This window comes from Fructilactobacillus sp. YLN 2412 (genome assembly GCF_059488745.1).
In genome coordinates this window covers 359,442-373,547 of record NZ_CM183165.1, presented here as the reverse complement: position 1 = coordinate 373,547, position 14,106 = coordinate 359,442, and the positions used below count along the sequence as shown (strand labels likewise).

At 36.3% G+C, this 14,106-nt stretch carries 6 protein-coding genes; all 6 read right to left on the bottom strand.

What is annotated here, in order from left to right:
- Positions 1-4: 4 nt before the first annotated feature.
- The gene (gene purQ / locus AC0GLR_RS01630; protein WP_495605081.1) at positions 5-655 is read right to left on the bottom strand and encodes a phosphoribosylformylglycinamidine synthase subunit PurQ; all 651 of its coding nucleotides are present in this window, start codon (positions 653-655) and stop codon (positions 5-7) included.
- A gap of 2 nt (positions 656-657) precedes the next feature.
- Positions 658-912, bottom strand: coding sequence for a phosphoribosylformylglycinamidine synthase subunit PurS (gene purS, locus AC0GLR_RS01625; protein ID WP_495605080.1), 255 nt, complete (start codon positions 910-912; stop codon positions 658-660).
- Between the two features lie 2 nt (positions 913-914).
- Positions 915-1,643 carry a phosphoribosylaminoimidazolesuccinocarboxamide synthase gene (gene purC / locus AC0GLR_RS01620; protein ID WP_495605079.1) on the bottom strand — a complete coding sequence of 243 codons (729 nt, stop codon included), beginning with the start codon at positions 1,641-1,643 and terminating at the stop codon, positions 915-917.
- On the bottom strand, positions 1,630-2,766 hold the full coding sequence (gene purK / locus AC0GLR_RS01615) for a 5-(carboxyamino)imidazole ribonucleotide synthase (protein ID WP_495605078.1): 1,137 nt from the start codon (positions 2,764-2,766) through the stop codon (positions 1,630-1,632). The genes purC and purK overlap by 14 nt, the downstream gene beginning before the upstream one ends.
- Positions 2,756-3,247 carry a 5-(carboxyamino)imidazole ribonucleotide mutase gene (purE, locus tag AC0GLR_RS01610; RefSeq protein WP_495605077.1) on the bottom strand — a complete coding sequence of 164 codons (492 nt, stop codon included), beginning with the start codon at positions 3,245-3,247 and terminating at the stop codon, positions 2,756-2,758. The genes purK and purE overlap by 11 nt, the downstream gene beginning before the upstream one ends.
- Positions 3,248-3,556: 309 nt before the next feature.
- Positions 3,557-13,942 (bottom strand): DUF1542 domain-containing protein, encoded by a 10,386-nt coding sequence (locus AC0GLR_RS01605; protein ID WP_495605076.1) that lies wholly within the window; start codon positions 13,940-13,942, stop codon positions 3,557-3,559.
- Between the last annotated feature and the right edge of the window lie 164 nt (positions 13,943-14,106).

Sequence of the window (14,106 nt, the reverse complement as noted above, 5' to 3'; positions counted from 1 at the left end):
CCAACTAATTATCTAAAATACTTTCAAATAATTTTCTGCCATCAGTATTTCCAAGAATTGCTTCAATCGCACGTTCCGGATGAGGCATCATTCCTAAAACATTTCCCTTTTGATTTGTGATTCCAGCAATATCATCACTAGAACCATTGAGATTTGTTTGATATTTAAATACAATTTGCTGATTTTTTTCCAGTTTAGTAATTGTCGCCTGGTCTGCATAATAACGACCTTCGCCATGTGCAACTGGTAAAGTTAGCTCATCTGTTTGGTATGCCTGACTAAATTCAGTGTCCGCATTTGTGATTTTTAATTTAACCTCATCACAGATAAAACCTGGGTGTTCATTTTGCATTAATTGTCCTGGTAACAACCCGGCTTCTGTCAATATCTGAAAGCCATTACAGATTCCTACAATTGTTTTCCCAGCTTCATCAGCTTTTTTTACGGCATTCATAATCGGCGAAAAACGAGCAATTGCTCCTGAACGTAAATAATCACCAAAAGAAAAACCGCCTGGCAAAAAAATTGCATCGTAGTCGGATAAATCAGTTGCATTATGTGATACTAATGCGGCATCAACTCCAAAATCTTGTAAAGCATGCATCATGTCCATATCACAATTAGAACCTGGAAATTGAATCACAGCAGCTTTCATGCCTAGTCCTCCAATTCTTTTAAGTCATAACGATATGTTTCAGTGTTGGCATTAATCAAAAGCGCTTCAATCATTTTCACTAATTCTTGTTTAGCCTGTTTCATATCTGTGGCTGCAAATTTAATTTCAAAATATTTACCTTGTTTAACAGATTCAATCTTGTCAAAGCCCATATGTGTTAATCCAGACTTAATGACTTCACCTTGCGGATCTAACACTGATTGTTTATATGAAACGTAGACTCTTCCAAAATACATAATTATTCTCCTAATTTTTGTTGCAAACGGTCTAATACCACTGCATAACCATCAAGTAAATTACCAGTTTCTTTTCTAAAGACATCTTTATCAAGCGATTTACCGGTTTCTTGATCAACTAACCGCATGTTATCAGGTGAAAGTTCATCGCCTAAAACTAAATCACCAGTTTTAGTAGTTCCAAACTCAAATTTAATGTCGACTAAATCAATCTTAATTTGATCAAAGAGCGTTTTTAATGTTTCATTAATTTTCAAAGCTTTAGTTTTTAATGTTTTTATTTGTTGTTCATCGGCAATTTTCAAAGCAATAATTTGAGAATCATTAATCATCGGATCGTCTAATTCATCAGATTTATAATAAAATTCCTGTACTGGGGGATTTAATTTCAACATATTAGGAACTGCAAATCGAGTGACAAAATGACCAGAAGCAAAGTTTCGCACAACTACTTCCAAAGGCATCATTTTCAAACGTTTTACTAAAACATCAGTATCACTTTCCAAACTAAGAAAATGAGTTGGTACAGCTTGATCATTTAAATATTGAAATAACAAGGAGCTAATATGGTTGGTGTAGTATCCTTTTTGATTAATGGCTACCTTCTTTTTACCATTCAAAGCAGTGGCTTGATCTTTACTGTGAACCCATAAAACTTCCGGATCATCAGTTGCAAAAATCACTTTTGCTTTTCCTTCGGTGATTTGTTCCCCTTTTTTAATTGCTTTCATGATGTGCCTTCTCCCATGTTTTTAAATCATTACTATTATTTTGCCCTAAGACGGTAATATGACCCATTTTTCGTTTCGGTTTAATTTGATCTTTTTGATAATCATGAAAATGCCAGTCTGGATGATTAACTAAATCATCGCGTGCCTGAGTCATTTGATTACCTAATAGATTAATCATGCAAATTGAATCACTCAATTGTTCAATCTTGGCAATTGGCAATCCAGTAATGCTACGAATATGTCCTTCAAATTGAGAAACGTTACAGCCTTCAATTGAATAATGACCAGAATTATGAGGACGCGGTGCTAATTCATTAACATAAACTTCATCGCCAACCACAAACATCTCGATTCCTAGAACTCCGCTTAAATTCAAATTTTTTGCGATTTTTCCCGCATATTCATGAGCTTTCTGAACTAATTTTTCAGATAATTTATCATTTACATCAGTAATTTTTAAAATATGATCTTGATGCGTATTTTGAGCAATGGGCCAAGTTCTAATTTCCTGATTTCCATCACGCGTTACCATGATACTGATTTCTTGATCAAATGTTAGTTTCTTTTCCAAAATCAATGGCACATTAATTTTTCCAGCTAATTTATGTAAAACATCCTGCATTTCGGTTTCATTTTCAATGTTCCATTGACCATGCCCATCATATCCACCACTGCGTGTTTTCAAAATGGCCGGATATCCCAATTTAGCAGTTTCCTGTGGAAGTTTTTCAATTGTTGCAACATCTACAAAATCCGTTACTGGAAGCCCAGTTTTCTGGATAAATTCTTTTTCCAATAATCGATCAGAAGTAATTTCCAATAATTTAGTACCTTGTGGCACACTAACTAAACCGGAGACTTGTTTCAAAGCATTTGTATCAACATTTTCAAATTCATAAGTTAAAACATCACAACGTTTAGCTAAATCAGTTAAAGCAGCAACATCATCATATTCCGCCACAATTTGATCATCTGAGACTTGTCCAGCAGGAGAATTAGGTTGAGGATCTAAAATAACCACGTTATATCCCAGGGGTTTAGCTGCTTCTGCCATCATGCGACCTAACTGTCCGCCGCCAATAATTCCAATTGTAGCTGGAGGAATAATTTGATTATTCTTCATCTAACTTTCCCTCACTTTCAAGTACTGACTGAGCCGCATTTTTTCTAAAATTAATGACATTTTCTCGAATTGATTTATCAGACATAGCTAGTTGCTGGGCAGCTAAATATCCAGCATTTTTGGCACCGGGAGTTCCAATTGCTACAGTCGCAACCGGCACACCTGATGGCATTTGTACAATACTTAGGAGTGAATCTAGTCCGTTAAGGGCTTTACTTTTAATGGGAACTCCAATTACTGGAACAATTGTATTAGCAGCAATCATACCGGGTAAGTGAGCTGCCCCTCCTGCACCAGCAATGATGACTGAAATGTCTTCATCTAAAGCACCCTTTGCAAATTCAGTTAATAAATCGGGAGTTCGATGAGCTGAAATGATTTTCTTGTCATAAGCAACTCCTAAATCATCCAAAACTCGAGCTGTTTCTTTCATCGTTGGCCAATCTGAAATAGAACCCATCACAATCATAACTTTTGCCATTGATATTCTCCTTGTAATTCGTCTTTTAAACTATCTTTCATACAAATTAAACCACAAAGTTCTCATATCTGTCAATTGATGTTAACTTTTTGACGTGTTTTTAATTTTAACGTTCGGTTTTTGATAATTAAAAAACAGAATCTTAGCATATTTAAATATTGTTTTTACTTTCAAATATATAATTCTTAAAATTGCTTAAACAAAAAGCGATTGAATTCACTAAGAATTCAATCGCTTAATGCGAAAACACTTTATTCAAACATTTTATTTATTAATAAGATTAACAGAGAATCTAAATTATAAATAAAATTATTTATCTTTTCTTTTTTTAGTTTTTGCCAAACCAAAAATTCCAAGAAGAGTTAATTCCATTATACCCAATAACTCTAGAACACTATCACTTTGACCAGTTTGTGGAAGAGATTTTTTATTTTCACTGACTGATTTATTACTATAATGTTTAAAATTATCTTGATCGTTAATAATATTAATAATTCCGTCATCAGCGGCTTTCCTAATCTCGACTGGAGTAACGGCCTTATTAATTTGGTCCTTAGCCTGATTAGCATCATCAGTTACCTTCTTAACGGCATCTTTCTTTTCAGCTGGAGTTAAGTTAGGTTCGTTATTAATGTGATCAATTGCATCTTTAGCGGCATGATCTACATCATCACTAGCTGACTGCTTATCATTACTAATCTTACTATCACTGGCAGCTTGTTGACTATCAACAATCTTATCAATATTACCTTCACTGGTAGTTAAGGCACTATCAACACCGGCGGTGTCACTGGCATTATCAATATTTGCAGAACCATTAGCTACTTCTTTATCAATTGCTGCATCAGCTGAACTGATTTGGTCGCTGCTCAAACCTGGCATCTTAGCAATCTTGTCTTTTGCGGCTTGACCGTAATTTACTAGTTCGCCTTTAGCCTTGTTTTTAGCATTTTGCAAGTCGGCTGCATTTTGATCGTTAGTAATGTTAGTAATTCCGTTATCAGCGGCCTTCTTAATATCATCTGGATTACCAGCGTTATTAATCTGATCTTTAGCTTGATTAGCATCATCAGTTACCTTCTTAACGGCATCTTTCTTTTCAGCTGGAGTTAAGTTAGGTTCGTTATTAATGTGATCAATTGCATCTTTAGCGGCATGATCTACATCATCACTAGCTGACTGCTTATCATTACTAATCTTACTATCACTGGCAGCTTGTTGACTATCAACAATCTTATCAATATTACCTTCACTAGTAGTTAAAGCACTATCAACACCGGCGGTGTCACTAGCATTATCAATATTTGATGAACCGTTAGCTACTTCTTTATCAATGGCTGCATCAGCTGAACTGATTTGGTCGCTGCTTAAACCTGGCATCTTAGCAATCTTATCTTTTGCAGTATTACCGTAATCTACTAATTCGCCTTTAGCCTTGTTTTTAGCATTTTGCAAGTCAGCGGCATTTTGATCGTTAGTAATGTTAGTAGTTCCGTTATCAGCGGCCTTCTTAATGTCATCTGGATTACCAGCGTTATTAATTTGGTCCTTAGCCTGATTAGCATCATCAGTTACCTTCTTAACGGCATCTTTCTTTTCATCTGGAGTTAAGTTTGGTTCGTTATTAATGTGATCAATCGCATCTTTGGCGGCATGGTCTACATCATCACTAGCTGACTGCTTATCATTACTAATCTTGCTATCACTGGAAGCTTGTTGACTATCAACAATCTTATCAATATTGCCTTCACTGGTAGTTAAAGCACTATCAACACCGGCGGTGTCACTAGCATTATCAATATTTGATGAACCGTTAGCTACTTCTTTATCAATGGCTGCATCAGCTGAACTGATTTGGTCGCTGCTTAAACCTGGCATCTTAGCAATATTATCTTTTGCAGTATTACCGTAATCTACTAATTCGCCTTTAGCCTTGTTTTTAGCATTTTGCAAGTCAGCGGCATTTTGATCGTTAGTAATGTTAGTAGTTCCGTTATCAGCGGCCTTCTTAATGTCATCTGGATTACCAGCGTTATTAATTTGGTCCTTAGCCTGATTAGCATCATCAGTTACCTTCTTAACGGCATCTTTCTTTTCATCTGGAGTTAAGTTTGGTTCGTTATTAATGTGATCAATCGCATCTTTGGCGGCATGGTCTACATCATCACTAGCTGACTGCTTATCATTACTAATCTTACTATCACTGGCGGCTTGTTGACTATCAACAATCTTATCAATATTGCCTTCACTGGTAGTTAAAGCACTATCAACACCGGCGGTGTCACTAGCATTATCAATATTTGCAGAACCGTTAGCTACTTCTTTATCAATGGCTGCATCAGCTGAACTGATCTGGTCGCTGGTTAAACCTGGCATCTTAGCAATCTTGTCTTTTGCGGCTTGACCGTAATTTACTAGTTCGCCTTTAGCCTTGTTTTTAGCATTTTGCAAGTCGGCGGCATTTTGATCGTTAGTAATGTTAGTAATTCCGTTATCAGCGGCCTTCTTAATATCATCTGGATTACCAGCGTTATTAATCTGATCTTTAGCTTGATTAGCATCATCAGTTACCTTCTTAACGGCATCTTTCTTTTCATCTGGAGTTAAGTTAGGTTCGTTATTAATGTGATCAATTGCATCTTTAGCGGCATGATCTACATCATCACTAGCTGACTGCTTATCATTACTAATCTTGCTATCACTGGAAGCTTGTTGACTATCAACAATTTTATCAATATTACCTTCACTAGTAGTTAAAGCACTATCAACACCGGCGGTGTCACTAGCATTATCAATATTTGCAGAACCGTTAGCTACTTCTTTATCAATGGCTGCATCAGCTGAACTGATTTGGTCACTGCTCAAACCTGGCATCTTAGCAATTTTGTCTTTTGCGGCTTGACCGTAATTTACTAGTTCGCCTTTAGCCTTGTTTTTAGCATTTTGCAAGTCGGCGGCATTTTGATCATTAATAATGTTAGTAGTTCCGTTATCAGCGGCCTTCTTAATGTCATCTGGATTACCAGCGTTATTAATCTGATCTTTAGCTTGATTAGCATCATCAGTTACCTTCTTAACGGCATCTTTCTTTTCATCTGGAGTTAAGTTAGGTTCGTTATTAATGTGATCAATTGCATCTTTAGCGGCATGATCTACATCATCACTAGCTGACTGCTTATCATTACTAATCTTGCTATCACTGGAAGCTTGTTGACTATCAACAATTTTATCAATATTACCTTCACTAGTAGTTAAAGCACTATCAACACCGGCGGTGTCACTAGCATTATCAATATTTGCAGAACCGTTAGCTACTTCTTTATCAATGGCTGCATCAGCTGAACTGATTTGGTCACTGCTCAAACCTGGCATCTTAGCAATCTTATCTTTTGCGGCTTGACCGTAATTTACTAGTTCGCCTTTAGCCTTGTTTTTAGCATTTTGCAAGTCGGCGGCATTTTGATTATTAATAATGTTAGTAGTTCCGTTATCAGCGGCCTTCTTAATGTCATCTGGATTACCAGCGTTATTAATCTGATCTTTAGCTTGATTAGCATCATCAGTTACCTTCTTAACGGCATCTTTCTTTTCATCTGGAGTTAAGTTAGGTTCGTTATTAATGTGATCAATTGCATCTTTAGCGGCATGATCTACATCATCACTAGCTGACTGCTTATCATTACTAATCTTGCTATCACTGGAAGCTTGTTGACTATCAACAATTTTATCAATATTACCTTCACTAGTAGTTAAAGCACTATCAACACCGGCGGTGTCACTAGCATTATCAATATTTGCAGAACCGTTAGCTACTTCTTTATCAATTGCTGCATCAGCTGAACTGATTTGGTCACTGCTCAAACCTGGCATCTTAGCAATCTTATCTTTTGCGGCTTGACCGTAATTTACTAGTTCGCCTTTAGCCTTGTTTTTAGCATTTTGCAAGTCGGCGGCATTTTGATCGTTAGTAATGTTAGTGATTCCGTCATTTTCAGCACTCGTAATCGCATCTGGAGTAGTAGCGTTATTAATCTGATTTTTAGCTTGATCGGCATCATCAGTTACCTTCTTAACGGCATCTTTCTTTTCAGCTGGAGTTAAGTTAGGTTCGTTATTAATGTGATCAATCGCATCTTTTTCGGCTTGATCTACATTATTAATAGCAGCTGTTTTATCACTACTAATCTTACTATCACTGGAAGCTTGTTGACTATCAACAATTTTATCAATATTGCCTTCACTGGTACTTAAGGCACTGTCAACACCTGCGGTGTCACTGGCATTATCAATATTTGCAGAACCGCTAGCTACTTCTTTATCAATTGCTGCATCAGCTGAACTGATCTGGTCGATGGTTAAACCTGGCATCTTAGCAATCTTATCTTTTGCAGCTTGACCGTAATCTGCTAGTTTGCCTCTAGCAATATCTTTAGCATTTTGCAAGTTTTGCAAATCAGCTGCATTTTGATCATTTTTAATGTTAGTGATTCCGTCATTTTCTGCACTCGTAATGTCATCTGAAGTAGTAGCGTTATTAATCTGATCTTTAGCTTGATTAGCATCATCAGTTATCTTATTAATTGCACTATCTTTTTCATCTTGCGTCAAGCTGGAATCGTTATTATTGATATGATCAATCGCATCTTTTGCAGCTTGATCTACATTATTAATAGCAGCTGTTTTGTCACTACTAATCTTACTATCGCTGGCAGCTTGTTGACTATCAACAATCTTATCAATATTACCTTCACTAGTAGTTAAGGCACTATCAACACCGGCGGTGTCACTAGCATTATCAATATTTGCAGAACCGTTAGCTACTTCTTTATCAATTGCTGCATCAGCTGAACTAATTTGGTCGCTGCTTAAGCCTGGCATCTTAGCAATCTTGTCTTTTGCGGCTTGACCGTAATTTACTAGTTCGCCTTTAGCCTTGTTTTTAGCATTTTGTAAGTCGGCTGCATTTTGATTATTTTTAATGTTAGTGATTCCGTCATTTTCAGCATTTGTAATCGCATCTGGAGTAGTAGCGTTATTAATCTGATCTTTAGCTTGATTAGCATCATCAGTTATCTTATTAACGGCATCTGTCTTTTCAGCTGGCGTTAAGTTAGGTTCGTTATTAATGTGATCAATCGCATCTTTTGCGGCTTGATCTACATTATTAATAGCAGCTGTTTTATCACTACTAATCTTACTATCGCTGGAAGCTTGTTGACTATCAACAATTTTATCAATATTGCCTTCACTGGTACTTAAGGCACTGTCAACACCTGCGGTGTCACTGGCATTATCAATATTTGCAGAACCGCTAGCTACTTCTTTATCAATTGCTGCATCAGCTGAACTGATCTGGTCGATGGTTAAACCTGGCATCTTAGCAATCTTATCTTTTGCAGCTTGACCGTAATCTGCTAGTTTGCCTCTAGCAATATCTTTAGCATTTTGCAAGTTTTGCAAATCAGCTGCATTTTGATCATTTTTAATGTTAGTGATTCCGTCATTTTCTGCACTCGTAATGTCATCTGAAGTAGTAGCGTTATTAATCTGATCTTTAGCTTGATTAGCATCATCAGTTATCTTATTAATTGCACTATCTTTTTCATCTTGCGTCAAGCTGGAATCGTTATTATTGATATGATCAATCGCATCTTTTGCAGCTTGATCTACATTATTAATAGCAGCTGTTTTGTCACTACTAATCTTACTATCGCTGGCAGCTTGTTGACTATCAACAATCTTATCAATATTACCTTCACTAGTAGTTAAGGCACTATCAACACCGGCGGTGTCACTAGCATTATCAATATTTGCAGAACCGTTAGCTACTTCTTTATCAATTGCTGCATCAGCTGAACTAATTTGGTCGCTGCTTAAGCCTGGCATCTTAGCAATCTTGTCTTTTGCGGCTTGACCGTAATTTACTAGTTCGCCTTTAGCCTTGTTTTTAGCATTTTGTAAGTCGGCTGCATTTTGATTATTTTTAATGTTAGTGATTCCGTCATTTTCAGCATTTGTAATCGCATCTGGAGTAGTAGCGTTATTAATCTGATCTTTAGCTTGATTAGCATCATCAGTTATCTTATTAACGGCATCTGTCTTTTCAGCTGGCGTTAAGTTAGGTTCGTTATTAATGTGATCAATCGCATCTTTTGCGGCTTGATCTACATTATTAATAGCAGCTGTTTTATCACTACTAATCTTACTATCGCTGGAAGCTTGTTGACTATCAACAATTTTATCAATATTACCTTCACTGGTAGTTAAGGCACTATCAACACCGGCGGTGTCACTGGCACTATCAATATTTGCAGAACCGCTAGCTACTTCTTTATCAATTGCTGCATCAGCTGAACTGATTTGGTCGCTGCTTAAGCCTGGCATCTTAGCAATCTTGTCTTTTGCGGCTTGACCGTAATTTACTAGTTCGCCTTTAGCCTTGTTTTTAGCATTTTGTAAGTCGGCTGCATTTTGATCATTTTTAATGTTAGTGATTCCGTCATTTTCTGCATTCGTAATCGCATCTGGAGTAGTAGCGTTATTAATCTGATCTTTAGCTTGATTAGCATCATCAGTTATCTTATTAATCGCACTATTTTTTTCATCTTGCGTTAAGCTGGAATCGTTATTATTGATATGATCAATCGCATCTTTAGCAGCCTTATTGACATTATCACTAGCTGTTTGCTTATCATTACTAATCTTACTATCGCTGGAAGCTTGTTGACTATCAACAATTTTATCAATATTACTTTCACTGGTAGTTAAAGCACTATCAACACCGGCGGTGTCACTAGCATTATCAATATTTGCAGAACCGCTAGCTACTTCTTTATCAATCGCTGCATCAGCTGAACTGATTTGGTCGCTGCTCAAACCTGGCATCTTAGCAATCTTATCTTTTGCGGCTTGACCGTAATCTGATAGTTTGCCTTTAGCAGTGTCTTTAGCATTTTGCAAGTTTTGCAAATCGGCTGCATTTTGATCATTTTTAATGTTAGTGATTCCGTCATTTTCAGCATTCGTAATCGCATCTGGAGTAGTAGCGTTATTAATCTGATCTTTAGCTTGATTAGCATCATCAGTTATCTTATTAATCGCATTATCTTTTTCATCTTGCGTCAAGCTGGAATCGTTATTATTGATATGATCAATCGCATCTTTTGCAGCTTGATCTACATTATTAATAGCAGCTGTTTTGTCACTACTAATCTTACTATCGCTGGCAGCTTGTTGACTATCAACAATTTTATCAATATTGCCTTCACTAGTAGTTAAGGCACTGTCAACACCTGCGGTGTCACTGGCACTATCAATATTTGCAGAACCATTAGCTACTTCTTTATCAATCGCTGCATCAGCTGAACTGATCTGGTCGCTGCTTAAACCTGGCATTTTAGCAATCTTATCTTTTGCGGCTTGACCGTAGTCTGCTAGTTTGCCTTTAGCAGTGTCTTTGGCATTTTGCAAGTCAACAATTTTATCAATATTGCCTTCACTGGTACTTAAGGCACTATCAACACCGGCGGTGTCACTAGCATTATCAATATTTGCAGAACCGTTAGCTACTTCTTTATCAATCGCTGCATCATTTGATTTAATCTGGTCACTAGTTAAACCTGGTATCTCAGCAATCTTATCTTTTGCGGCTTGACCGTATTTTGCTAATTCATCTTTGGCTTCGTTTTTAGCATTTTGCAAATCAGCTGCACTCTGATCATTTTTAATGTTAGTAATTCCGTCATCGGCGGCATTCTTAATGTCATCTAGACTACCAGCGTTATTAATCTGGTCTTTAGCTTGATTAGCATCATCAGTTATCTTATTAATCGCACTATCTTTTTCATCTTGCGTCAAGCTGGAATCGTTATTATTGATATGATCAATCGCATCTTTGGCAGCCTTATCGACATTATCACTGGCCGTTTGTTTAGCATTTTTAATATTGGTATCACTGGTTCCTTGTAATCCATTAACAATCTTATCAATGTTGGTTTCACCATCTTTCAATGAACCCATCATTGCTTCTGGAGTTTGGGAACTTTCAATATTATTAACTCCATCATTCACTGCATCATCAACTGCTTTTTGGCCATTGCTAATCTCTTGAGAGGTCAACCCAGGCATATTGGCAATCTTATCTTTAGCAGCCTGTCCATAATTTTTAAGTTTGTTGATAGCTGCATCTTTATCCTCTTTTGATGGGGTATCAGCAAGAAATTCAACTACCCGAAGTGCATTACCATTATTTTTTAAAGTAGAAATAATTGCCTGATTGTCTGCATCTTGTGAACTGTCATCTAGATTCGTCAAACTATCAGTTTTACCTATAAAGTTATCAATTTCGGATCTAGAGATAGTTTGTAAATCTTGAACATCTGTTACTATTCCATTTTGGAAGTACAATGTAACTGATTTAATTGGAATCGAATAAGTACCATCTGATAATTTCAGCTCCGCATTAGTTACTTTTAATGATCCATTCGTCAACATCGTAGTTCCAGAATTAGTGTTTTGCGTAGTATCAACAATAAATATACCTGGGTGGTCAACAGTAAAGTTTCCTGAATTTTTAATTCCAAAAACTTGAATTTTTCCATTACCATCAACATTAACTTGGAAATTACCATTTTGACTAATCGAGAAAACCCCAGTTCCATCTACATGGATAATATCACCAGTATAATTACCAAGATTCTTTCCATTGTATATAAACGATGAACTGTCTGAAACATTCATTGTTGAACTATTAGTCAAATAAATTGGCTCAGACTTTGCTTGTCCATCAGTCTCAACATTTAATTTTCCATTATCTGCGATATTGATTTCTGATGTACCCCTGAGTTGAATAGCTCCAGCCGTCATCCCTTTATCTGCAGGCTGACTGTCATCAGCAATAATATTCAAAGCTGCATTTTTTCCAATTGATACATTAGCACTAGTAGCTTTAATAGCATAAGCAGAACCATTGCTTATGTTTTCACCACTAGTATTGGCGCCATGTGGATGCAAAGTAACAGTAGAATTGTCTTCCAAAACAGCACCTTTTCCACCAGAACTTAATTCAATAACGTTTCCATTAACTGTGGAAGCATCAAAAGTACTTCCGGAAGTAAAAGTAATTGATTCCCCTTGAATTACTTGTTGTCTATTAGGAACACTAGTTGGAGTACAATCTTGAGTATACTTTTCACCACCTGAAAATCCATTGTTATATGTTGTAACACTTGCAGACTTAACATTATTATGAATATAAATATCAGCACTTGGTGAATAAATTAATTGAGATCCAGTATAATCCAAATTACTAAGATCGTATCTACCTGCTCTAGAAATAATTCCATAATAGCTACGACCAAAAGCCTTTAAATTTTGAATTGTAACATTAGCGTTACTGTTTCGTATTCTAAAAGCATAGGGACCTAAATCTACAGTATAAATCTCACCAGGAGCGGATTGAAGAACTACATTATCTCGCAAATTTTGCATTGTTACTTCAGTAGGGCCTGCACTAGGAGCCAAAGTGCTAAGATCAATATTAGCTCCAACATTGATTGTAGGGGCAGTACCTGTTCTTAAAGCATCATAAAATTCTTGTGCAGTAGTCACAGTTACAGAATCAGCATCAGTCGCTGCTAATCGTAATTGAGCTTTATTATATAAGTCATCACGATCATCAACATTTTGATTTTTTGTAACATTACTATTATTTGGATCATCAGTAATTGAATTAGCTACTTCAAGATTTTTAGACTTATCTATTACACTATCATCATTTTCTGGTGCATCATTAACATCTTGTTGTTCATCTGTTGAACCGTTTTCGTTTTTAGAATCAGCATCAGTGTTTTCCTTATTAACAGATGATTCTGTTGTTGCTGTTTGTTTTTGTTCTTCCAGTTTTGCAAATGTGTTTTCATTTGCTGCTTGGTCATTATTTGAATCAGAAGCGGTACTTTCTTTAGTAGCCGCTGTTTCTGTTGTTGCTACTTGATTTTGTTCGTCTGATTTTGCAGCTGTGTTATCATTTTCTGCTTGATCACGATTTGAATCTGTGGCTGTTTTTTCCTCTGTAGCCGCTGTATTCGTTGTTGCTGCTTGTTTTTGTTCGTCTGGTTTTGCAGCTGTATTGTCATTAGTTGCTTGGTCATCATTTGAATCAGAAGCGGTACTTTCTTTAGTAGCCGCTTCCGTTGTTGCTGCTTGTTTCTGTTCTTCTGGTTTAGCAGCTGTATTATCACTAGCTGCTTGATCATCATTTGAATCAAAAGCGGTGCTTTCTTTAGTAGCCGATTCTTCTGTTGTTGTTTGTTTTTGTTCGTCTGGCTTAGCAGCTGTATTGTCATTAGTTGCTTGGTCATCATTTGAATCAGAAGCGGTACTTTCTTCAGTAGCCGCTTCCGTTGTTGCTGCTTGTTTCTGTTCTTCTGGTTTAGCAGCTACACTGTCGTTAGCTGCTTTATCATCATTTGAATCAGAAGCGGTGCTTTCTTGTGTATTGCTATTACTTTGACCTGTGCTTATTTTTTGTGCTTGAGTCAAACTATCAACATCGGCATGCACATTATTATTATTTAATAATAATGTGCCACCTAATGCAGCAATTGAAAACATTGTTACAGTAATCGCACTATACATCCAGTGCTTGCCTGCTTTATACATTTTATAATGCATCTTGTCTTCACTATTCCACATATAAAATCCCCCCTAAAAAATATTCAACAAATATTATAAAAAGTGATGATACTATCACTTCTATAAATCATTTTTAAGATAACATAAATTATTTTGATTGTCTAACAAAGTAATTATTACAACATAGTTTTAATTAATACACCTTTATTTTCTTTATTAATATA